Origin of the sequence: Burkholderia sp. MSMB1078WGS (assembly GCF_001528895.1) — a bacterium.
Taxonomy (GTDB): domain Bacteria; phylum Pseudomonadota; class Gammaproteobacteria; order Burkholderiales; family Burkholderiaceae; genus Burkholderia.
Genome location: NZ_LPDI01000110.1, coordinates 145,650 through 165,655, shown reverse-complemented (window position 1 = coordinate 165,655; position 20,006 = coordinate 145,650). Strand labels below are relative to the sequence as shown.

The 20,006-nt window shown below is 66.8% G+C and carries 23 protein-coding genes and 2 tRNA genes; 15 read left to right on the top strand and 10 right to left on the bottom strand.

Going from position 1 to position 20,006, the window contains the following annotated elements; translation table 11 throughout:
- Nucleotides 1–268 (top strand): AAA-associated domain-containing protein (locus WT24_RS30035; protein ID WP_082725075.1); only part of this gene is annotated, 268 nt, incomplete at its 5' end.
- A gap of 88 nt (nt 269–356) precedes the next feature.
- Here the strand turns inward: WT24_RS30035 and WT24_RS30030 are convergent.
- Together WT24_RS30030 and WT24_RS30025 are read right to left on the bottom strand one after the other, a co-directional pair.
- On the bottom strand, nt 357–851 hold the full coding sequence (locus tag WT24_RS30030) for a hypothetical protein (protein WP_060036842.1): 495 nt from the start codon (nt 849–851) through the stop codon (nt 357–359).
- Entirely contained in the window at nt 848–1,399 is a 552-nt protein-coding gene (locus WT24_RS30025) for a hypothetical protein (RefSeq protein ID WP_059499103.1), read from the bottom strand. The genes WT24_RS30030 and WT24_RS30025 overlap by 4 nt, the downstream gene beginning before the upstream one ends.
- Nucleotides 1,400–1,686: 287 nt before the next feature.
- Here WT24_RS30025 and WT24_RS33925 point away from each other — a divergent pair, with 287 nt between their 5' ends.
- The 3 genes from WT24_RS33925 to WT24_RS30015 all read left to right on the top strand — a co-directional run bounded on the left by WT24_RS33925 (nt 1,687) and on the right by WT24_RS30015 (nt 4,075).
- Nucleotides 1,687–1,896, top strand: a complete 210-nt coding sequence (locus WT24_RS33925; RefSeq protein ID WP_082742018.1) for a hypothetical protein — start codon at nt 1,687–1,689, stop codon at nt 1,894–1,896.
- Between the two features lie 138 nt (nt 1,897–2,034).
- Entirely contained in the window at nt 2,035–3,456 is a 1,422-nt protein-coding gene (gene otsA, locus WT24_RS30020) for an alpha,alpha-trehalose-phosphate synthase (UDP-forming) (RefSeq protein WP_059499104.1), read from the top strand.
- On the top strand, nt 3,449–4,075 hold the full coding sequence (locus WT24_RS30015) for an AAA family ATPase (RefSeq protein WP_060036840.1): 627 nt from the start codon (nt 3,449–3,451) through the stop codon (nt 4,073–4,075). Before otsA ends, WT24_RS30015 begins: the two co-directional genes overlap by 8 nt.
- Nucleotides 4,076–4,105: 30 nt before the next feature.
- Here WT24_RS30015 and WT24_RS30010 read toward each other — a convergent pair whose 3' ends face one another.
- Complete coding sequence (locus WT24_RS30010; protein ID WP_060036838.1) at nt 4,106–5,473, bottom strand: MFS transporter; 1,368 nt, start codon at nt 5,471–5,473, stop codon at nt 4,106–4,108.
- Between the two features lie 185 nt (nt 5,474–5,658).
- Entirely contained in the window at nt 5,659–6,039 is a 381-nt protein-coding gene (locus WT24_RS30005; protein WP_059499107.1) for a DUF5594 family protein, read from the bottom strand.
- 117 nt (nt 6,040–6,156) lie between these two features.
- Here WT24_RS30005 and WT24_RS30000 point away from each other — a divergent pair, with 117 nt between their 5' ends.
- Nucleotides 6,157–6,558, top strand: a complete 402-nt coding sequence (locus WT24_RS30000; RefSeq protein ID WP_059499108.1) for a hypothetical protein — start codon at nt 6,157–6,159, stop codon at nt 6,556–6,558.
- Nucleotides 6,559–6,750: 192 nt separating this feature from the next.
- On the opposite strand, the gene WT24_RS29995 is transcribed toward WT24_RS30000, so the two are convergent.
- Nucleotides 6,751–7,080: a hypothetical protein gene (locus WT24_RS29995; RefSeq protein WP_059499109.1), complete on the bottom strand. Its 330-nt coding sequence runs from the start codon at nt 7,078–7,080 to the stop codon at nt 6,751–6,753.
- Between the two features lie 143 nt (nt 7,081–7,223).
- Here WT24_RS29995 and eco point away from each other — a divergent pair, with 143 nt between their 5' ends.
- Nucleotides 7,224–7,724 (top strand): serine protease inhibitor ecotin, encoded by a 501-nt coding sequence (eco, locus tag WT24_RS29990; RefSeq protein ID WP_060036836.1) that lies wholly within the window; start codon nt 7,224–7,226, stop codon nt 7,722–7,724.
- Between the two features lie 21 nt (nt 7,725–7,745).
- Here the strand turns inward: eco and WT24_RS29985 are convergent, their stop codons facing one another.
- On the bottom strand, nt 7,746–8,378 hold the full coding sequence (locus tag WT24_RS29985; RefSeq protein WP_060036834.1) for a TetR/AcrR family transcriptional regulator: 633 nt from the start codon (nt 8,376–8,378) through the stop codon (nt 7,746–7,748).
- Between the two features lie 115 nt (nt 8,379–8,493).
- Here WT24_RS29985 and WT24_RS29980 point away from each other — a divergent pair, with 115 nt between their 5' ends.
- On the top strand, nt 8,494–9,234 hold the full coding sequence (locus tag WT24_RS29980; protein ID WP_060036832.1) for an SDR family NAD(P)-dependent oxidoreductase: 741 nt from the start codon (nt 8,494–8,496) through the stop codon (nt 9,232–9,234).
- A gap of 53 nt (nt 9,235–9,287) precedes the next feature.
- Here WT24_RS29980 and WT24_RS29975 read toward each other — a convergent pair whose 3' ends face one another.
- Together WT24_RS29975 and WT24_RS29970 are read right to left on the bottom strand one after the other, a co-directional pair.
- Nucleotides 9,288–9,620 carry a hypothetical protein gene (locus WT24_RS29975; protein ID WP_060036830.1) on the bottom strand — a complete coding sequence of 111 codons (333 nt, stop codon included), beginning with the start codon at nt 9,618–9,620 and terminating at the stop codon, nt 9,288–9,290.
- A 221-nt stretch (nt 9,621–9,841) separates the two neighbouring features.
- Nucleotides 9,842–9,918 (bottom strand) — tRNA-Met (locus WT24_RS29970).
- A 172-nt stretch (nt 9,919–10,090) separates the two neighbouring features.
- Between WT24_RS29970 and WT24_RS29965 the strand changes: the two genes are divergently transcribed.
- From WT24_RS29965 to WT24_RS29950, 4 genes are all read left to right on the top strand, one after another.
- Complete coding sequence (locus WT24_RS29965) at nt 10,091–10,672, top strand: RNA polymerase sigma factor (RefSeq protein ID WP_082742322.1); 582 nt, start codon at nt 10,091–10,093, stop codon at nt 10,670–10,672.
- A 12-nt stretch (nt 10,673–10,684) separates the two neighbouring features.
- Nucleotides 10,685–10,993, top strand: a complete 309-nt coding sequence (locus tag WT24_RS29960; RefSeq protein WP_059499114.1) for a hypothetical protein — start codon at nt 10,685–10,687, stop codon at nt 10,991–10,993.
- Nucleotides 10,994–10,995: 2 nt separating this feature from the next.
- On the top strand, nt 10,996–11,292 hold the full coding sequence (locus WT24_RS29955) for a 4Fe-4S dicluster domain-containing protein (RefSeq protein ID WP_060036826.1): 297 nt from the start codon (nt 10,996–10,998) through the stop codon (nt 11,290–11,292).
- A gap of 97 nt (nt 11,293–11,389) precedes the next feature.
- Entirely contained in the window at nt 11,390–12,112 is a 723-nt protein-coding gene (locus tag WT24_RS29950; protein WP_060036824.1) for an O-methyltransferase, read from the top strand.
- 36 nt (nt 12,113–12,148) lie between these two features.
- On the opposite strand, the gene WT24_RS29945 is transcribed toward WT24_RS29950, so the two are convergent.
- Both WT24_RS29945 and WT24_RS29940 read right to left on the bottom strand, forming a co-directional pair.
- A tRNA-Arg gene (locus tag WT24_RS29945) sits at nt 12,149–12,223 on the bottom strand.
- A gap of 148 nt (nt 12,224–12,371) precedes the next feature.
- Nucleotides 12,372–12,554, bottom strand: coding sequence for a rubredoxin (locus tag WT24_RS29940; protein ID WP_034190709.1), 183 nt, complete (start codon nt 12,552–12,554; stop codon nt 12,372–12,374).
- Between the two features lie 198 nt (nt 12,555–12,752).
- Between WT24_RS29940 and WT24_RS29935 the strand changes: the two genes are divergently transcribed.
- The 4 genes from WT24_RS29935 to parC all read left to right on the top strand — a co-directional run bounded on the left by WT24_RS29935 (nt 12,753) and on the right by parC (nt 19,977).
- Nucleotides 12,753–13,157 carry a DUF4399 domain-containing protein gene (locus WT24_RS29935; protein WP_060036822.1) on the top strand — a complete coding sequence of 135 codons (405 nt, stop codon included), beginning with the start codon at nt 12,753–12,755 and terminating at the stop codon, nt 13,155–13,157.
- 240 nt (nt 13,158–13,397) lie between these two features.
- Nucleotides 13,398–15,383, top strand: a complete 1,986-nt coding sequence (locus WT24_RS29930) for an ATP-binding cassette domain-containing protein (protein WP_179949005.1) — start codon at nt 13,398–13,400, stop codon at nt 15,381–15,383.
- Between the two features lie 220 nt (nt 15,384–15,603).
- A complete protein-coding gene (gene parE, locus WT24_RS29925) occupies nt 15,604–17,586 on the top strand; it encodes a DNA topoisomerase IV subunit B (protein WP_059499161.1) in 1,983 nt (660 codons plus the stop codon).
- A 69-nt stretch (nt 17,587–17,655) separates the two neighbouring features.
- Nucleotides 17,656–19,977, top strand: coding sequence for a DNA topoisomerase IV subunit A (gene parC / locus WT24_RS29920; protein ID WP_060036820.1), 2,322 nt, complete (start codon nt 17,656–17,658; stop codon nt 19,975–19,977).
- The last annotated feature ends 29 nt before the right edge of the window (nt 19,978–20,006 follow it).

Here is a 20,006-nt window from a genome sequence, read left to right as displayed (position 1 = left end):
GGAATTCGGCACGCAGGAGCGCAAGCTGATGTTCGCGGATCACCTGCTGAAGCACGTGCCGCTTGCTGCCCGGATCAAGAAGGTGCTGAACGAGCGTCCGGGCCACCGCGCGCCGCGCGTGCGCTTCGAGCAGGAGCTCGAGGACTTCCTGTCGGACGGCGCGGCCGAGGAGACGCTCGACGCGGTGATCGACTGGGGCCGTTACGGCGAGATCTTCTCGTACAACGACCAGACCGAAATCTTCAGCCTCGAGGACGTCGAGTCCTGATCGCGCCGGGCCGGGCCGTGCGACCCGGCCCGGTATTCGCGTGCTTCGAGCATCACGCGCCGCGCACCACGCACCACGCATCGCCCCGTTACTGCAAATTCCCCCACCGATCGACGGCCGGTTCCGCCGACGCCCACTTCCAGTGCGTGCCTTGCTGGCACGCATTCGCGAAATACCAGTCGGCCTTGTCGCCGTCCTTCACCGAGAACGCGAATTCCTTGCACAGCGCGAGCGCCGACGAGTACGCGCGTGTGACCCGCACCTCGCCTTCGCCGTTTTCGAGCGGCAGCGTGTTCTTCACCTTCCACGGCTTCACTTCGCCGACGGCGAGACTGCCGGCCGTCTTCGCGATCGCGTCCTGCTGGTTCTGATGGAACTGCTTCATCGTGCGGTTGACGGCTTCGTCGGTCGCGGCCTGCACGGCGATCCCGACACCGACGCCGACCGCCGGGTTCGCGGTGACGAGGCCCGTCGCCGCACCGGCCAGCGCGCCGCTCGCCGCGCCGACCGACCCGCAGCCCGACAGCACAACCGTCGCCGCGCACAGCGCACCGATCGCCGCGATACGAATCGCGACGCTCATTGCAGCGCGCCCCAGCGTTCGGTCGCCGGTTCGGCCGACGCCCATTTCCACACGGGCCCGTCGCGGCAGATGGTGGCGACGTAGAACGCCGATTGCGCGGCCTTGTCGGCCTTCGCCGGTGTGTCGACCGCGAACACGATTTCCTTGCAGTCGAGCGGACCGACGCTGATCATGCGGCTGACCGTCACGCGGCCCTGCTCGTCGTCCTCGATCGGGAACGAATGGTGCGTCGACCACGGCGCGACGCCGCCGACGTCGAGCGGGCCGGCCGCCTTCGCGATCTGCTCCTGCGTGTAGCGGTGCGCGACGCGTTGCGTGTACTGGACGCCGGCCCGCGCGCCGGCGACGGCGCCGAGGCCGATGCCCGTCGCGACGGCGGCGTTGTTGGTGACCTTGGAGGCGATCGCGGCGCCCGCGATACCGGCGCCGGCCGTCGCGCCTTCGCTGTACAACGAATTGCAGCCGGACAGCAGTGCGGCCGTGGCGATCGCGGCCAGCACGACGCGCGCCGGCGTGGCCCGGCGCGGCGATTCGAAACGAATGTTCATCCCTGAGTGCAAGTCCTGTCTGGGTGAGCGGCGACGCGTGCACGCCTGATGCCGCGTCATTGTTTCGCAATTGTCATGGGAAAACTGCAAAGCTTTGACAAATCGCCGTGCGGCAGACCGCGTGCGCGCGGGCGGCGTTATTGTCGGATAGATGCTCGACGAAGGGTCGAAACGTTACAAATTGAAGGTAATTGTTACCATCGGCCGCGATGACGCGACCTAGACTGTTTTGTTATGGAATGTTTCTACGACGGCCTCGAGCCGCGCCGCATATGAGACACCCAGCCATGCGCCGTTCGAAACGGTTGTCACACCGGCCGCCTGACGCGGCGGCCGGCCATCCGGAAGACCGCCCGCGTCCGCAGACCGACGCGCCATCGGCACCGCCTGCGGGCGCGCCGGACGAGACGCCGTCGGACGGCGATCACAACCAGGGTGGTGCTCGCCCGGAAGGGCTCGACTATCAACGCGACCTCGGTCAGGAGCAGGACGCTTGATACGGTCGTCGCCGCATTCCACCGCCGTATTTCATTGCAATTCTCGGAACTGAGTCGCCGCGCGGCCGCCTTCGGGCCGCCGCGCCTGCTTCGGCGTGCGTTGCGCGCCAGCCAATCGAATCGAGGAGGGGAAGTCGCATGAGCAGATTGATCGTGGTATCGAATCGTGTCGCCGCCGGCGAGGATACGCGCCCGAGCGCGGGCGGTCTGGCCGTCGGCGTGATGGACGCGCTGAAGGAAACGGGCGGCGTCTGGTTCGGCTGGAACGGCGAGATCGTCGGTACGCCGGATGCCGAGCCCGCGATCCAGCGGGACGGCAACGTGACGTATGCGACGGTCGGCCTGACCCGGCGCGACTACGACCAGTACTACCGCGGCTTCTCGAACGCGACGCTGTGGCCGGTGTTCCATTACCGCGGCGATCTCGCGCGCTTCGATCGGCAGGAGTACGCCGGTTACCTGCGCGTGAACGCGATGCTCGCGAAGCAACTCGCCGCGCTGCTGCGGCCGGACGACCTGATCTGGGTGCACGACTACCACCTGCTGCCGTTCGCGAACTGCTTGCGCGAACTCGGCGTGAAGAACCCGATCGGCTTCTTCCTGCACATCCCGTTTCCGTCGCCCGACATGCTGCGCCTCGTGCCGCCGCACGAGGAGCTCGTTAAGTTCATGTGCGCGTACGACGTCGCGGGTTTCCAGACCGAGGCCGACAAGCAGGCCTTCACCGACTACATCGAGCGGCGCGGCATCGGCGCGGCGAGCGACGACGGGATGCTGCACGCGCATGGCCGCGTCGTGAAGGTCGCGGCCTATCCGATCGGCGTGCATCCCGACGCGATCGCGCAGGCGGCCGTCCAGTACGGCACGCGCAAGCCGGTGAAGATGCTGCGCGAGGCGCTGGGCGACCGCAAGCTGGTGATGAGCGTCGACCGTCTCGATTACTCGAAGGGGCTCGTCGAGCGCTTCCAGTCGTTCGAGCGGATGCTCGCGAATGCGCCGGGCTGGCAGGGGCGCGTGTCGCTTCTGCAGATCGCGCCGCCGACGCGTTCCGACGTGCAGACCTATCAGCACATCCGCGAAACGCTCGAAGGCGAGGCCGGCCGGATCAACGGCCGCTTCTCGCAGCTCGACTGGACGCCGATCCAGTACCTGAACCGCAAGTACGAGCGCAACCTGCTGATGGCGTTCTTCCGGATGTCGCAGGTCGGCTACGTGACGCCGCTGCGCGACGGGATGAATCTCGTCGCGAAGGAATACGTCGCTTCGCAGGATCCAGCCGATCCGGGCGTGCTCGTGCTGTCGGAGTTCGCGGGCGCGGCGGCCGAGCTGACCGGCGCGCTGCTCGTCAATCCGTACGACCTGTCGCAGATGGCCGAGGCGCTCGAACGCGCGCTGTCGATGCCGCTCGCGGAGCGGCAGGCGCGTCACGAGGAGAACCTCGCGCGGCTGCGCGAGAACGACCTGTCGGTCTGGCGCGACACCTTCGTCGCCGACTTGCGCAGCGTCGCGGCCGCGGCGTCGGTCACGCAGCGCGCGGGCCGGCGGGTCGCGCATGCGTGAGTTCGCGCCGGGCGCCGCCGCGCCGGGCGCCGCTGCGCCGCACGCCGCCGATCGCGACGACGAAGCGGTCGACGACACGACCGGCCGCTTCTTCGTCGTGACGGGCGGCCCGGGTTCGGGCAAGAGCACGTTGCTCGATGCGCTCGAGCGCGCCGGGTTTGCGCGCTCGCAGGAGGCCGGGCGCGGCGTGATCCGCGACCAGATGGCCGTCGACGGCCCGGCGCTGCCGTGGCGTGACCCGGCCGCGTTCGCCGAGCTGATGCTGAGCTGGGAGATGCGGTCCTACCATCTCGCGCGGCAGGCGCGCGGTCCGGTGTTCTTCGACCGCGGCGTGCCGGACGTGATCGGTTATCTGACGCTGACCGGGTTGGCGGTGCCCGCGCACGCGGAAGCCGCGGCGCGGCGTTTCCGCTATCACCGGCGCGTGTTCATCGCACCGCCGTGGCCCGACATCTATGCGCAGGACACCGAGCGGCGGCAGGATTTCGCGGAGGCGGTGCGGACCTACGACGCGATGGTCGATTGCTATACGTCGTACGGCTATCGGCTGATCGAGTTGCCGCGCGTGAGCGTGAAGGCGCGTGTGCGCTTCGTGATGGATACGCTCGACGCCGCATGACGCCCGCCGCCTGTGCGGCGCGCGACGGTGTCAGGCTGCCGTGTCCGGCCGCGGCGACGCGATGCGCAGCAGGCTGACGACCGCGGCCACCGCCGCGAACGCCGTGGCGACATAGAGTGCGATCGTCGGCCCGCGGTCCGGCGCGAGCCCGAAAATTAGCGCGACGAGCGCGGCGCCGAGCGTCTGGCCCGTCAGGCGTGCGGTGCTCAGCATGCCGCCGGCGCCGCCGCTGCGTGCGCGCGGTGCCGACGACAGCATCGCGCGATTGTTCGGCGACTGGAATAGCCCGAAGCCCGCGCCGCACAGCGCCATCCGCCACACGATGTCGACCGTGCCCGGGTGCACGCCGATCGTCGCGAGCGACAGCAGCCCGGCGGCGAACAGCGCGAGCCCGATCCCGCCGAGCATGCCGGCCGAATAGCGGTCCGACAGCACGCCCGCGAGCGGCGCGGCGAACACGATCACGAGCGGCCACGGCGTCATGTAGAGCCCCGTCTCGACCTGCGAGAACCCCAGCGAATTCTGCAGCCAGAACGGCAGCGCGACGAACGCGAGCATCTGCGACGTGAACGACGCCGTCGACGTGTAGACCGACAGCGCGAACATCGGGATGCGCATCAGGTCGACCGGCAAGAGCGGCGCCGGCTGCGACAACTGACGCTTCACGAAGAAGTAGCCGACCACGAACGCGACGGCCAGTTCGGCCGCGACGTACGCATGACCTTCACCGTGACCGAGCCCGTCGACGGCCGTGATCAGCAGCCCGAACACGCAAGCGTTCATCAGCGCGCTCGGGAAGTCGTACGGCGCATCGTGCAGCGGGTTGGCCGGCAGCGCGCGCAGGCTGCCGAGCACGGCCGCGATGCCGATCGGCACGTTGACCGCGAAGAGCCACGGCCACGACGCGAACGACAGGATCGCCGACGCGACCGTCGGCCCGATCGCCGACGACAGCGCGACCACCATCGCGTTGATCGACAGCCCGCGCCCGAGCATCGACGACGGGTAGATCATTCGCACGAGCGCCGCGTTGACGCTCATGATGCCGGCCGCGCCGAACCCCTGGATCACGCGCATCACGGCCAGCATCGGCAGCGAGCCGGCGAGCGCGCAGCCGAGCGACGCCGCGGTGAACAGCGCGAGCCCGGCGATGTAGATGCGGCGATAGCCGATACGTTCGCCGAGCGACGCGAGCGGCAGCAGCGTGATCGTGACCGCGAGCTGATACGCGTTGACGATCCAGATCGACGCGGCGTCGGACGCGCGCAGGTCGCGCGCGATGGTCGGCAGCGCGACGTTCGAGATGGCGCCGTCGAGCACGGCGAGCGTGATGCCCAGGGCGACGCAGACGATCGCCCAGTAGCGTTGCGGAAGCGGCAGGCCGGTATCGGCGTTCATGACAGGAGCGAGAGCATGGTTGTCCGCGCGCCCGCTTGCCGGTTGCGTGCGCAACCATGTGCAGGGGGGGAGGCGGCGATGAACGGCCCGGCCGGCGCGGCTGCACCGGGGCGGGGCCGGTCGAGTGTATCACCGGGCCGCCTCGCGCGACGTCGCGCCGCACGGCCGTCGGCGGGCGCGCGCATTCAGCCTTCGAAGTCGAGGCCGCCGAGCCGCACGAGCGGGTCGGCCTGCGTGCGCGATGCGAGATCGATGTCGCGCGCGCCCTGCCACGCGCCCAGCTTTCTCGGCAGCGCGGCGAGGTAGTGCTCGAAGCGCTGCGGGCCGTCGGGTTCCATCAGCCGCTCGATCTCGTCGGTGTCCCACGTCAGTTCGAGATTCAGCGGATGCACGAAGCCGCTCACGTGCTCGTGCGGCGCGCTGCGGATCTGCACGCGCGTCGGATGTCCGTGCCCGCCATAGGGGACGACGTCGGTCTGCACGTGATCGGCGAAGAACGCGGCGATGGCCTGCGCGATGCGCGGTGCGAATTCGGTATCGAAACGGCGGGCGGTTTCGGGCTGCATGACGGCGTCTCCTGTATGCCGAAAATCGTAGCACGGCGACGCCGCGTTTCGGCGGGTGCGATACCGGTAATCGCGCGTTACCACTTGCTGCATCTATTACGGTCGCGAACCGCCACAATGCATCGCATCCAGTACCACTTCGCGTGGGAGTCCATCATGAAAAAAATTGCCGCAGTATGTGTCCTTGCCGGTTCGCTCGCGGTCGCGGGCCCGGCGTCCGCGCATGGCCGCGACGGCGGCGCCGTCATCGGCGCATTGATCGGCGGCGCGGTGCTGGGTGCGATCGTGACGTCGGCGATGAATCCGCCCGTCGCATATCAGGCACCCGCGTACCAGGCGCCGGCCTATCAGCCGCCGACCTACTACCAGGCGCCCGCGTACCAGCAGCCTGCCTACCCGACCTATCAGCAGGCGCAGTACCAGGACGACGGCCCGAACTATTGCTACGACCGCTACCAGCGTGCGTATGTGTGTGGGGCGCCGGTGCAGGGTGGCTACGCGCAACCGGCGGGCTGGTAAGCGGCGGCGCGCGAGCGGGTTCGGTGCCCGGCGGCCACGCTCTCGCCGACGTTCGCTTCGCCCGGCCGGACGACGAAAGGCCCTCGCTCGATGCGAGGGCCTTTGTCTATTGCGTGGCTGTCCGTTCGCCGGTGTGATGCGCCGCCGGCCATCGGCGGGCCATGCATGGATACAAACGGTTGCAATTGCGCGTCAGTGGCGATGACCGCCGCCGTCGCCGCGACCGTGTCCGCCGCCACCGCCGCCTTCGTTCCAGTCGCCGCGGCGTCCGCCGCCGCGCCACCAGCCGTTGCCGCGGTTGCCGCGATCGCCGTCCCAGTGATGGTAGTCGCGCCGGCCGCGATCCCAGTCGCGTCCACCGCCTCCGCCCCAGATGTTGACCGTGCCGTACACGGGAGACGGGGCGTACGCATAGCCGGGATCGGAATAGTAGGGCTGCCCGTAGCCGTATCCGGCGTCCGGGGCGACCACGCAGCCGGCCAGCAGGGTGGCGACGCCGGCGGCGGCAATGAGCTTCAGCATGATGTTCTCCGTTGGTTCCGCTATAAGTACCGCGCCCGGGGATTGCCGGCTGTTTGCAATTGTGTCGCCAAATTACAGCCTCGTAAGGTCTTGCGACGAAAGTGTTAGCATCCGGCGCTCATTTGTTTTTCAGGAGCACATCGATGAAATTCGCGATCCGGGCCGCGCTGGCCGCCTTCTGCGTGATGACGGCCGCTGCATGCGTGGCCGCGCCGGCATCCGCACCCGCCGTGCCGGCCGAGTCGATCAAGATGTTTCCGCAGGCAGCCGCCGGCCAGCAGCGCGCCGTGATCGCGCTGCCCGCGCTCGAGAACGAGGGCGATGCGCGCGTCGAGCTGATGATCGGCAAGACGCTGCAGACCGACTGCAACCAGCAGTGGTTCGGCGGCGAACTGACCGCCGAGGACGTGAAGGGCTGGGGCTACACGTATTACCGGCTCACCGACGTGAAGGGCCCGGCATCGACGCTGATGGCGTGCCCGGGCCAGGCGCCGCAGCAACGGTTCGTGCAGGAGCGCGGCGACGGTCAGCTGCTGCGCTACAACAGCCGTCTGCCGCTCGTCGTGTATGTACCGGATGGCTTCGACGTCCGCTATCGCGTGTGGCATGCGTCGAAGGACGTGCAGCAAGCCGCGAAACAGTAATCTCCCGGCGGCGTCCTGCCGCTATCCGCCAGTCGCGCCGGCCGCGCCGCGCGCGCCGACGAGCGCCGGCCATGCGGCCAGCGCGGCCTGCGCGACGGCCTCCAGATCGCGGCGGCTCGCGCCGTCGCGCGCCTGGATCGACATCCCCTGCTGAACCGTCACGTAGTAGCGCGCGATCGCATCGACGTTCGCGTGCGCCGATATTTCGCCGGTCGCGACGCCTTGCGCGAGGCGTTCCCGCAGCGCGTCGACCGTGCCCTCGCGCATCGCGATCAACGTCTGCCGGACCATGTCGGAACGTTCGGCCGGATGCAGCGCAGACAACACGATCAGGCAGCCGGCCGGCTTCGAACGCCGCGTGAACACGCGTGCGGTATCCATCAGGTAGTTCTGCACGGCGTCGTACGCGCTGGCCGCCTGTTCGACGCCCCCCCAGATTTCCCGCCCCTCGGTTGCGCGGTAATGCTCGAGGGCTTGCCGGAACAACGCTTCCTTGCTGCCGAAGGCCGCATACAGGCTCGGCGACGCGATGCCCATCGCGGCCGTCAAGTCCGTCATCGACGCCCCTTCGTAGCCGAGACGCCAGAACACCTCCATCGCGCGATCCAGCGCCGCTTCCTTGTCGAAGCTTCTCGGTCGGCCTCGTTCAGCCATTGCGTCCGTTCCTTCGTCGATATCTGTATCGATCGATAAAATAAATCAATTGACTGTGCGACGCAACTTGCCACATTCTGTGTTGGTCGTTACATAAATGAGGAAAGGAACCAACATGAACCGACTTCAGGGCAAGCGTGCACTCATCACCGGCGGCAGCCGCGGCATCGGCGCGGCGATCGCCAAACGGCTGGCAGCCGACGGCGCCGACGTGGCGATCACGTATGAAAAATCGGCCGAGCGGGCGCAGGCCGTCGTCGCCGGCATCGAAGCGCTGGGCCGTCGCGCCGTGGCGATCCAGGCCGACAGCGCCGATCCGCTTGCCGTGCGCAACGCGGTCGATCGTGCCGCGCAGGCGTTCGGCGGCCTCGACATCCTCGTCAACAACGCGGGGATTTTCCGGGCCGGCGCGCTGAACGAACTCACGCTCGACGATATCGATGCGACGCTGAACGTGAACGTGCGTGCGGTGATCGTCGCGTCGCAGGCGGCGGCGCGTCATCTCGGGGAGGGCGGGCGCATCGTGTCGACCGGCAGTTGCCTCGCGACGCGTGTGCCCGATGCGGGGATGAGCCTCTATGCGGCGAGCAAGGCCGCATTGATCGGCTGGACGCAAGGGCTCGCGCGCGATCTCGGCTCGCGCGGCATCACCGTGAACATCGTGCATCCGGGCTCCACCGATACCGATATGAATCCGGCCGATGGCGAGCACGCCGATGCGCAGCGTTCGCGGATGGCGATTCAGCAGTACGGCAAGGCCGACGACGTAGCCGCGCTCGTGGCGTTCATCGTCGGGCCGGAAGGGCGATCGATCACCGGGACCGGGTTGACGATCGACGGCGGGGCGAATGCCTAAACGCCGATGCGCGGCGTGAGCGGGCCGGGTGACGGCGGGTGCGTCGTCGCTCTCTATCGGCAGCCGGCGCGCTGGTGCTCGGCTTCCAGATCGGCCCGTTTGTCGTAGGCCCGCAGTTCGTTGCGCGGCTTGCCGTCCGGGCTCATCCCGCGCACGACCTTCTGGCCGCGGTCGGGCGAGTGCATGACCGCGTCGATGCCGGCGGCCAGTTCCCGGCAGCGGGTGTCGGGGGACGTGTTGTCCGGACGCGGGGCTGCCAACGCAGTGACGTTGGCGATGCCCGGGCTGACGTAGCGCTGTTTGGCGGAGGCCGTGTCGGTGTCGGCGGCGTTGGCCGTGCCGGTCATCGCTGAAAGCGCGGCGAACGCCGCGATCGTCCGAAGCATGGGCGAAGTCCGTGTGCTGAACTGAAGAAAGTTCGGAATTCTACGCAACGTTCAGTGCATATCAGCGGCGAACGGGCGAGGTGCGCGCGTGTGTCGCATATCGTAGCGAATGCTCGATTGCACACATCATTCGTGTGCCGCCTGCGCGCGCCAGCAATATCCCGGACCGTCGAATGGAAAAAAACCCGCTTGCTTTCGCAAAGCGGGCTTTTTTCGGTATTTGGTTGCGGGGGTAGGATTTGAACCTACGACCTTCGGGTTATGAGCCCGACGAGCTGCCAGACTGCTCCACCCCGCGGCGCGAAGTGTACTTGGGTCGGTGCGCAGAGTCAAACGATTCGTGCGAAGACGGCCCGACTCATATCGGGCCTGTTCCTTGAAACGACTGCAACGCAGGGAAGCCGACGCGTACGACCGGAAATTTTTCACCTTCGCCACAATATTCGCGCGCCTGAAACGTCTTCAGACGCATGGAACCGCCACCCACTTCGCACACGATGACCGACCCAGACCGCGACATCACTGCGACGGTGATGCGTGAACGAACGAGGCTAGGGAACTTCATTCGGCGCCGGATACGCGACCCGGACGATGCCGAGGACGTTCTGCAGGATGTGCTTCACGAATTCGTCCAGGCTTATCGGCTTCCTGCGCCGATCGAACAGGCGAGTGCGTGGCTGTTCCGTGCCGCGCGCAACCGCATCATCGATCGTTTTCGCAAAAAGAAGGAGCAGCCGCTGACCGATCTGCTCGATGCCGACGACGAAGCGGACAGCGAGTATCGCCTGGATCTCGCGTTACCGGCGCACGATGCCGGCCCTGAAGCGCTCTACGCACGCACGCTGTTGCTGAAGGCGTTGCAGGATGCGCTCGACGAGTTGCCGGCGAATCAGCGCGAGGTTTTCATCGCACACGAACTGGAGGGGCTGTCCTTCAAGGAGATGGCCACGCAAAGCGGCGTCACGCTTAATACGCTGCTGGCGCGCAAACGCTACGCGGTCCTGCATCTGCGTGCTCGACTGCAACCCATTTACGACGAACTGGATATCTAGAGGAGTCGACGGATGAATTTTCGAATCAGATGTGCGGGCAAGGCGCTGCTCGTGGTGGTCGCCATAGGCGTGCTCGGATGGATCGTCATGATGTTGTGGAACTGGGTGATGCCGGCGCTGTTCGTCGGCGCCCGGACGATCGACTTCGCGCATGCGCTGGGGCTGCTCGTGTTGAGCCGTATCCTGTTCGGCGGATTTCGCGGACACCGCGGCTGGCACGGCCGGCGCCACTGGCGCAAGTGGGAAGCCATGACGCCCGAAGAGCGTGAGCATTTCCGGGCCGCATGGCGATCGCGCGGCAGCCGGCGCACGGAGGAGTGAACATGCGCGAAAAATCAACGGCCGACTGCAAGCAGAAGGCGGGCGTGATCGCGCCGGTCGTCGACCTGAAACGTTGCGAAGGCAAGGGGGATTGCGTCACCGTTTGCCCGGAAAACGTGTTCGAGGTGCGGCGCGTCGATCAGGCCGATTACCTCGACCTCGGGCTGATGCATCGCTTGAAACTGCGCGTGCATGGAATGAAAGTCGCCTACACGCCGAATGCGCAAGCCTGCCGGTCATGCGGGCTTTGCGTGACTGCGTGTCCCGAACGGGCGATCACGCTTGCCAGAAGGGCATAGCGCCGGCCGTGCTCGCCGATGACGGCACGGTGTCGCAGGCAGTCTGACGGATGGCAGTCGCTGGATACGCCGTTCACATGATCAATCTCGTCAAGGAATGCACTTGGCTTCAACTACCGACGTTCTTTTGCAACGGCTTCATGAAGAAAGCCGGAGCGAAATCATCGCCCGGGCCCGCGCGCAGTTCCAGGGGCCGAATGCGGCGTTTCCGACGCTCGTCGACGAATACGAAACGCTCGCGCCCCGGCTGCGAGGGCGCTTTCTCGAAACGTTCGGCCTGTTCAGCGACGATTTCGAATCGTCGGAAAGCAGTGCGCTGTCGTTGGCCGTGTCGGCGGAGACGGGGCGATTCCTGCGCAACCTCGTGCTGTCGCAACGGTCGGCCAGAATCCTAGAGCTCGGTAGTTCCTGCGGTGTGTCGACCCTGTATCTTGCCGACGCGCTGCGCACGTTGGGCCGTGGCGCGGTCATCGCGACCGAACGTGATGCGCTCAAGTGCGCGCGCTTGCGGACTCACGTCGAAACAGCGGGGCTGGATGCGTATGTCGACTTGCGGGAGGGCGATGTATTCGAGACGGTTGCCGAACTGGACGGGACTGTCGACATGGTGTTTATCGACGTATGGGCTGACGCCTATCTGAAGCTGTTCAGGCAGATCGAGCGCCTACTGCGGCCGGGGTCGATCGTGCTTGCCGACAATATGTACACGGCCGAGGACGCCGTTCGACCGTACAAGGATTACCTCGACGAGGATCCGCGTTTTTCGACCACGACGCTGGATTTCGAGTCGGGGGTCGAGTTTACGGTGGTCGTTGCTTGAGCGGGGGGCGGTGAGTCTTGGGGGGTAGAGCTTGGCTGGTCCCCCCGACAGGAATCGAACCTGTATCTAGCGCTTAGGAGGCGCTTGTTCTATCCATTGAACTACGGGGAGAGCCATGTCCGGCTAATCGCGCGCAAAAAACGCGAACCGGACGGCGGTGTGGACAGCGCGCAGAGTATAGCAAACGCGCGGCGCGTCGGCGGCTCGGAATGCACACCGACGCGCGCATCGTGTAATCAACCGCGATCGGAGCGGAAAATCAGAAATCGACGACGACGAAATCTTCCTTGCCCACGTCGCACAGCGGGCAGCGCCAGTCGGCGGGAATGTCGGCGAAACGGGTGCCGGCCGCGATGCCTTCGTCGGGCAGCCCTTCCGCTTCGTTGTAGACCCACCCGCAAATCAGGCAGACCCAGCTCTGGTATTCGGTTACTTCGCTCATGTTGCGCTCGGGACAATGAAAATTCGGCGATGCCGTCCGCAGCCTCGCCGGCGGACGAAAGGCGCAATGGTACCGGAATTTCGCCGAACACCTGCGCAACGTCGTTTTAAACGTACGCATCGCGAACAACCGACGCCGACGCGTCGGCCGGGCACGCGGTGTATGCTTCGTGGGCCTGTCAATCAGAAGGAGGTAACGATGCTCAACAGAAAGTGGATCGCGGGTGCAGTCTGTGTCGCGGCGCTGGCCGTGTCGACGCTCGCGTGCGCCGAAGCGCGTGTGTTCTTCGTCGAGCCGCAGGACGGCGCGACGGTGTCGAGCCCCGTGCACGTGAAGTTCGGTCTCGAAGGCATGGCGCTCAAGCCGGCCGGCGACATGACGCCGGATACCGGTCACCATCACCTGTTGATCGACGGCAAGCCGGTGCCGAAGGGCGACGTGATCCCGGCGACCGACCATTCGCTGCATTTCGGCAAGGCCCAGACCGAAACCGACGTGAAGCTGCCGCCCGGCCAGCACACGTTGACGCTGCAGCTCGGCGACGGCGCGCACCGTTCGTACGGCCCCGAAATGAGCTCGACGATCACGGTCAACGTGAAATAACGAAATAACCGCGCATCCCGCGCAGGCGCCCGATGCGCCGCGCGCGGGATCTGCCGATCGGCCGGCCGCGCGGGCATCCGGCCGGCATTCGGTCGTTTTCGCGGGAACGCAAACCGCGGCCGGCATCCGCACCGGAATCCGGCCGCAACCCGCTCACGGCACCGCGCCGGCGCGCTTCGAGCGCGACCCGCGGCCTTCGTCCGTCCGGCCGAGCCGATACCGGCCTCCGCGACCGGTACAATGGGCGCTTCCGATTTCTCTCATCGCCGTCTCCCCATGTCGCTCTATTCCATTACCGGCGCGCAGCTCGCGTTCGGTCACGTCGCGTTGCTCGATCACGCGGATTTCTCGCTGGAGGCCGGCGAGCGCGTCGGCCTGATCGGCCGCAACGGCGCGGGCAAGTCGTCGCTGCTGAAGATCGTCGCCGGTCTTGCGAAGGCCGACGACGGGCTGGTCACGCGCCAGCAGGAACTCGTGACCGTCTACGTGCCGCAAGAGCCCGAATTCGAGCCGGGTGCGACGGTGTTCGACGCGGTCGCGTCGGGGCTGGCGCACACGCGCGAACTGCTCGAAGAATACGATTCGATCGCGCACCGCCTCGCGGAGATACCGGAAGGCGCCGAGCACGATGCGCTGCTCGCGCGGATGAACGCACTGCAGTCGTCGCTGGACGCGCACGACGCATGGAACTGGCGCACGCGCGTATCGATGACGCTCGCGCAGATCGGCCTGCAGGACGGCGACGCCCGCGTCGACGCGCTGTCGGGCGGGATGCAGAAGCGCGTCGCGCTGGCGCGCGCGCTGGTGCTGCAGCCCGACGTGCTGCTGCTGGACGAACCGACCAACCACCTCGATTTCGACGGTATCCGCTGGCTCGAAGAGCTGCTCGTCGCGCAGCGCGCGGGGCTGCTGTTCATCACCCACGATCGCGCGTTTCTCGACCGGGTCGCGACGCGCATCGTCGAGCTCGATCGCGGCCGGCTGCTGTCGTATCCGGGCAATTTCTCCGCGTACCAGACGCGCAAGGCGCAGCAGCTCGAAGTCGAGCGCGTGGAGAACGAGAAATTCGACAAGCTGCTCGCGCAGGAAGAAGTGTGGATCCGCAAGGGCGTCGAAGCGCGCCGTACGCGCAGCGTCGGCCGCATCGCGCGGCTCGTGCAGATGCGCAACGAGCGCGCCGAGCGCCGTAATGCGCAGGGCAACGTGAAGCTCGACGTCGCGCAGGGCGAGAAGTCCGGCAAGATCGTCGCGGAGCTGACCGACGTGACGAAGCGTTACGGCGGCCGCACGGTGGTCGACCGTTTCTCGACGACGGTCATGCGCGGCGACAAGATCGGCTTCGTCGGCCCGAACGGCGCCGGCAAGACGACGTTGCTGAAGCTGATCCTCGGCGACCTGAAGCCGGACGAAGGCACGGTGCGCACCGGCACGAACCTGCAGGTCGCGTATTTCGACCAGATGCGCGCGCAGCTCGACCAGGAGAAGAGCCTCGCGGATACGATCAGCCCCGGCAGCGAATGGGTCGAGATCGGCGGCGTGCGCAAGCACGTGATGAGCTATCTCGGCGATTTCCTGTTCGCGCCGGAACGCGCGCGTTCGCCGGTGAAGTCGCTGTCGGGCGGCGAGCGCAACCGGCTGCTGCTCGCGCGCCTGTTCGCACGCCCGGCCAACGTGCTGGTGCTCGACGAACCGACCAACGACCTCGACATCCCGACGCTCGAACTGCTCGAAGAGCTGCTCGCCGACTACGACGGCACGGTGCTGCTCGTCAGTCACGATCGCGCGTTTCTCGACAACGTCGTGACGTCGGTGATCGCGGCCGAGGGCGACGGCAAGTGGCGCGAATACGTCGGCGGCTTCACCGACTGGCAGATTCAGAGCGCACGTTCGGAGCAGCTCGCGCAGCAGGAGGCGGCGAAGCGCGCGGTCAAGGAAGCGGCGCCCGCGAAGGACGAGCCGGCGAAGAGCGCGGCGGGCCGCAACGCGCAGCGTACGGTGAAGCTGTCGTTCAACGAGCAGCGCGAACTCGATTCGCTGCCGGAGAAGATCGCCGCGCTCGAAGCGGAGCAGAAGACGATCAATGCGCAGCTCGAGGACGGCTCGATTTTCGCGAAGGATCCGCAGGAGGGCACGCGCCTGACCGAGCGGTTCGCGGCGATCGACGACGAACTGCTCGCCGCGCTCGAACGGTGGGAAACGCTCGAGGCGAAGCGCAAGCCGGCGTGACGCGTGCGGCGCGCGCCGATCCCGCGATTGGCGCGCCACGCGGAACCAGTAAAATACCGCGCGTTCAGGAGCGCGCCGCGCACGCCGCGCGCCCGCTTTCGGAGCAGTCCAAGCACACCGTTGTTTCGATTCGCTTTTTTACGGAACTCAACGTTTTGTCCACGACGTTATCCACACGAGGTGTGGACAACGTCCCGATGAATGACGAAATTCAGCGCCTATGTCAACGAAGAAACCCAGCGCGGCCTATAGCGAAGCATCGATCAAGGTGCTCAAGGGTCTCGAGCCGGTCAAGCAGCGGCCCGGCATGTACACCCGTACCGAAAATCCGCTGCACATCATCCAGGAAGTCATCGACAACGCGTCCGACGAGGCGCTCGGCGGCTACGGCAAGCAGATCACGGTCACGCTGCACACCGACCAGTCGGTGTCGGTCGAAGACGACGGCCGCGGCATCCCGTTCGGCATGCACCCGGAAGAAGGCGTGCCGGTGGTCGAGATCGTGTTCACGCGCCTGCATGCGGGCGGCAAGTTCGACAAGGCCGCCGGCGGCGCGTATACGTTCTCGGGCGGCCTGCACGGCGTGGGCGTGTCGGTGACGAACGCACTCGCGACGCGTCTCGACGTGACGGTCTGGCGCGACGGCAAGATCGCCGAGCTCGGCTTCGCCGACGGCGACGTCGTGAAGCCGCTCGCGACGCAAGCCGCGGGCCGCAGCGAGAAGAAATCCGGCACGCGCGTGCAGGTGTGGCCGAATCCGAAGTACTTCGATTCGCCGAACCTGCCGCTCGGCGAGCTGCAGCGCCTGCTGCGCTCGAAGGCCGTGCTGCTGCCGGGCGTCGAGGTCGTGCTCGTCAACGAAAAGACCGGCGAGCGCCAGACATGGAAGTATGAAGACGGCCTGCGCGGCTACTTGCTCGACGAAATGAACGGCAGCGAGCTCTTGATCCCGCTGTTCGAAGGCGAGCGTTTCGCCGATTCGCGTTCGACCGACGAAACCTTCGCCGAGGGCGAGGGCGCGTCGTGGGTCGTCGCATGGAGCGAGGAAGGCTCGCTCGTGCGCGAGTCGTACGTGAACCTGATCCCGACGCCGGCAGGCGGCACGCACGAGTCGGGCCTGCGCGACGGTCTCTATCAGGCGGTGAAGAGCTTCGTCGAGCTGCACAACCTGCAGCCGAAGGGCGTGAAGCTGCTCGCGGAAGACGTGTTCGCGCGCGTGTCGTTCGTGCTGTCCGCGAAGGTGCTCGATCCGCAGTTCCAGGGGCAGATCAAGGAGCGGCTGAACAGCCGCGACGCGGTGAAGCTCGTGTCGTCGTTCTCGCGTCCGGCGCTCGAACTGTGGCTGAACCAGCACGTCGAGCACGGCAAGAAGCTCGCGGAACTCGTGATCAAGCAGGCGCAGGCGCGTACGCGCGCGGGCCAGAAGGTCGAGAAGCGCAAGAGCTCGGGCGTCGCGGTGCTGCCGGGCAAGCTGACCGATTGCGAGACGGAAGATATCGCGCGCAACGAACTGTTCCTCGTCGAAGGCGACTCGGCGGGCGGCTCCGCGAAGATGGGGCGCGACAAGGAGTACCAGGCGATCCTGCCGCTGCGCGGCAAGGTGCTGAACACGTGGGAAACCGAGCGCGACCGCCTGTTCGCGAACAACGAGGTGCACGACATCTCGGTCGCGATCGGCGTCGATCCGCACAGCCCGGACGACTCCGTCGACCTGTCGAACCTGCGCTACGGCAAGATCTGCATCCTGTCGGACGCGGACGTCGACGGGTCGCACATCCAGGTGCTGCTGCTCACGCTGTTCTTCAAGCATTTCCCGCAATTGATCGAGCGCGGCCATGTCTATGTGGCGCGCCCGCCGCTGTTCCGCGTCGACGCGCCCGCGCGCGGCAAGAAGCCCGCGCAGAAGCTCTATGCGCTCGACGACGGCGAGCTCGAAGCGATCCTCGACAAGCTGCGCAAGGACGGCGTGCGCGACACGCAGTGGAGCATCAGCCGCTTCAAGGGTCTCGGCGAAATGAGCGCGGAGCAGCTGTGGGACACGACGATGAACCCCGATACGCGCCGCCTGATGCCCGTGAAGCTCGGCGAGCTCGACTACGAGGCGACCGTCGCGCGGATGACGATGCTGATGGGCAAGGGCGAGGCAGCCGCGCGGCGCGGCTGGCTCGAGGAAAAGGGCAACGACGTCGAAGCGGACATTTAAGCGGACCTGCCGCGCGGCCGGGCATGACGCCCGGCCCGGCCTCACGCCACTTACGAATACGGAATTCAGATGGACGACAATACTTCCGATCTCTTTGCCAGCCCCGACGCGCCGGAGAGCGACGCGCTGACGCTCGGCAACTACGCGGAGCAGGCGTATCTCAGCTACGCGGTCAGCGTCGTGAAGAGCCGCGCGCTGCCCGACGTGTGCGACGGCCAGAAGCCGGTGCAGCGCCGGATTCTCTACGCCATGAACGAAATGGGCCTTGGGCCCGACGCGAAGCCGGTGAAGTCGGCGCGCGTGGTCGGCGACGTGCTCGGTAAATACCATCCGCACGGCGACCAGTCGGCGTACGACGCGCTCGTGCGTCTCGCGCAGGATTTCTCGCTGCGCTATCCGCTGATCGACGGGCAGGGCAACTTCGGCTCGCGCGACGGCGACGGCGCGGCGGCGATGCGTTACACGGAAGCGCGCCTCACGCCGATCGCGAAGCTGCTGCTCGACGAGATCGACCAGGGCACGGTCGACTTCATGCCGAACTACGACGGCTCGTTCGAGGAGCCGAAGACGCTGCCGAGCCGCATGCCGTTCGTGCTGCTGAACGGCGCGTCGGGCATCGCGGTCGGCCTCGCCACCGAAATCCCGTCGCACAACCTGCGCGAAGTGGCGGCCGCGGCGGTCGCGCTGATCCGCAATCCGAAGCTCACGCACGCGGAGCTGATGAACCTGATTCCCGGGCCGGATTTCCCCGGCGGCGGCCAGATCATCTCGAGCGACACCGAAATCTCGGCGGCGTACGAAACGGGCCGCGGCAGCCTGAAGGTGCGGGCGAAGTGGAAGATCGAGGATCTCGCGCGCGGCCAGTGGCAGCTCGTCGTGACCGAGCTGCCGCCGAACACGTCGGGCCAGAAGGTGCTCGAGGAAATCGAGGAGCTGACCAACCCGAAACTCAAGCTCGGCAAGAAGACGCTGACGCCCGAGCAACTCAACACGAAGAAGGCGATGCTCGACCTGCTCGACGCGGTGCGCGACGAGTCGGGCAAAGAAGCGGCGGTGCGGCTCGTGTTCGAGCCGAAGTCGCGCACGATCGACCAGACGGAATTCGTGAACACGCTGCTCGCGTACACGAGCCTCGAATCGAACGCGACGCTGAACCTCGTGATGATCGGCGCCGATGGCCGGCCGGGCCAGAAGGGCCTGCTGACGATCCTCGACGAATGGGTGAAGTTCCGCCAGTTGACGATGACGCGTCGTTGCCGCCATCGTCTCGCGAAGGTCGACGACCGCATCCACATCCTCGAAGGGCGGATGATCGTCTTCCTGAACATCGACGAGGTGATCCGCATCATCCGCGAGTCGGACGAGCCGAAGGTCGCGTTGATGAGCGCGTTCGGGCTCAGCGAGCGGCAGGCCGAGGACATCCTCGAAATCCGCCTGCGCCAGCTCGCGCGGCTCGAGAAGATCAAGATCGAGAAGGAACTCGAAGCGCTGCGCGACGAGAAGGCGAAGCTCGAGGAACTGCTCGCGAACGAAAGCGCGATGAAGCGGCTGATGATCAAGGAGATCGAGGCCGATGCGAAGCAGTACGGCGACGATCGCCGCACGCTGATCCAGCAGGAAAAGCGCGCGACGTTCGAGGCGAAGGTGGTCGACGAGCCGGTGACGGTGGTCGTATCGCAGAAGGGTTGGGTGCGCGCGCTGAAGGGCCACGGGCTCGACCCGGCCGGCTTCACGTTCAAGGCGGGCGACCACCTGTACGCGGCCTTCCAGTGCCGCACGCCGGATCGCCTGATCGCGTGGGGCAGCAGCGGCCGCGTGTATTCGGTCGACGTGTCGGTGCTGCCGGGCGGGCGCGGCGACGGCGTGCCGGTCACGTCGCTGATCGAGCTCGAGTCGGGCTCGCACCTGATGCACTACTACGCGGCGCCGGCCGACCAGCAACTGCTGCTCGCGTCGAGCAACGGCTTCGGCTTCCTCGCGAAGGTCGGCGACATGGTGAGCCGCGTGAAGGCCGGCAAGTCGTTCATGACCATCGATGCGGGCGCGGTGCCGCTCGCGCCGATGCCGGTGCTGCCGAACGCGACGCAGGTCGCGTGCCTGTCGAGCGGCGGTCGCTTGCTCGTGTTCGGGATGGACGAGATGAAGACGTTGTCCGGCGGCGGGCGCGGCGTGATCCTGATGGCGCTCGACGACAAGGAAACGCTCGTGCAGGCGCTGGCGATCGATCCGGCGGGCGTCGTGCTGATCGGCACCGGCCGCGGCGGCAAGGCGCAGGACGACACGCTGTCGTACGCCGGGCTCGCGCCGCACATCGGCAAGCGCGCACGCAAAGGCCGCGCGCCGGAGACGAAGCTCAAGGTCGTCAACGAGCTGCGTCCGCTGCTCGGCTGACGCCGCGCGCGATCGCCCGGTTCAGCCGC

Excerpts from the sequence above, each read along its gene's own strand:
- WT24_RS30030 (WP_060036842.1), bottom strand. The coding sequence starts at position 851 with ATGAGCGTCGCGATTCGTATCGCGGCGATCGGTGCGCTGTGCGCGGCG.
- WT24_RS30025 (WP_059499103.1), bottom strand. The coding sequence starts at position 1,399 with ATGAACATTCGTTTCGAATCGCCGCGCCGGGCCACGCCGGCGCGCGTC.
- WT24_RS33925 (WP_082742018.1), top strand. The coding sequence starts at position 1,687 with ATGCGCCGTTCGAAACGGTTGTCACACCGGCCGCCTGACGCGGCGGCC.
- otsA (WP_059499104.1), top strand. The coding sequence starts at position 2,035 with ATGAGCAGATTGATCGTGGTATCGAATCGTGTCGCCGCCGGCGAGGAT.
- WT24_RS30015 (WP_060036840.1), top strand. The coding sequence starts at position 3,449 with ATGCGTGAGTTCGCGCCGGGCGCCGCCGCGCCGGGCGCCGCTGCGCCG.
- WT24_RS30010 (WP_060036838.1), bottom strand. The coding sequence starts at position 5,473 with ATGAACGCCGATACCGGCCTGCCGCTTCCGCAACGCTACTGGGCGATC.
- WT24_RS30005 (WP_059499107.1), bottom strand. The coding sequence starts at position 6,039 with ATGCAGCCCGAAACCGCCCGCCGTTTCGATACCGAATTCGCACCGCGC.
- WT24_RS30000 (WP_059499108.1), top strand. The coding sequence starts at position 6,157 with ATGCATCGCATCCAGTACCACTTCGCGTGGGAGTCCATCATGAAAAAA.
- WT24_RS29995 (WP_059499109.1), bottom strand. The coding sequence starts at position 7,080 with ATGCTGAAGCTCATTGCCGCCGCCGGCGTCGCCACCCTGCTGGCCGGC.
- eco (WP_060036836.1), top strand. The coding sequence starts at position 7,224 with ATGAAATTCGCGATCCGGGCCGCGCTGGCCGCCTTCTGCGTGATGACG.
- WT24_RS29985 (WP_060036834.1), bottom strand. The coding sequence starts at position 8,378 with ATGGCTGAACGAGGCCGACCGAGAAGCTTCGACAAGGAAGCGGCGCTG.
- WT24_RS29980 (WP_060036832.1), top strand. The coding sequence starts at position 8,494 with ATGAACCGACTTCAGGGCAAGCGTGCACTCATCACCGGCGGCAGCCGC.
- WT24_RS29975 (WP_060036830.1), bottom strand. The coding sequence starts at position 9,620 with ATGCTTCGGACGATCGCGGCGTTCGCCGCGCTTTCAGCGATGACCGGC.
- WT24_RS29965 (WP_082742322.1), top strand. The coding sequence starts at position 10,091 with ATGGAACCGCCACCCACTTCGCACACGATGACCGACCCAGACCGCGAC.
- WT24_RS29960 (WP_059499114.1), top strand. The coding sequence starts at position 10,685 with ATGAATTTTCGAATCAGATGTGCGGGCAAGGCGCTGCTCGTGGTGGTC.
- WT24_RS29955 (WP_060036826.1), top strand. The coding sequence starts at position 10,996 with ATGCGCGAAAAATCAACGGCCGACTGCAAGCAGAAGGCGGGCGTGATC.
- WT24_RS29950 (WP_060036824.1), top strand. The coding sequence starts at position 11,390 with ATGCACTTGGCTTCAACTACCGACGTTCTTTTGCAACGGCTTCATGAA.
- WT24_RS29940 (WP_034190709.1), bottom strand. The coding sequence starts at position 12,554 with ATGAGCGAAGTAACCGAATACCAGAGCTGGGTCTGCCTGATTTGCGGG.
- WT24_RS29935 (WP_060036822.1), top strand. The coding sequence starts at position 12,753 with ATGCTCAACAGAAAGTGGATCGCGGGTGCAGTCTGTGTCGCGGCGCTG.
- WT24_RS29930 (WP_179949005.1), top strand. The coding sequence starts at position 13,398 with ATGGGCGCTTCCGATTTCTCTCATCGCCGTCTCCCCATGTCGCTCTAT.
- parE (WP_059499161.1), top strand. The coding sequence starts at position 15,604 with ATGTCAACGAAGAAACCCAGCGCGGCCTATAGCGAAGCATCGATCAAG.
- parC (WP_060036820.1), top strand. The coding sequence starts at position 17,656 with ATGGACGACAATACTTCCGATCTCTTTGCCAGCCCCGACGCGCCGGAG.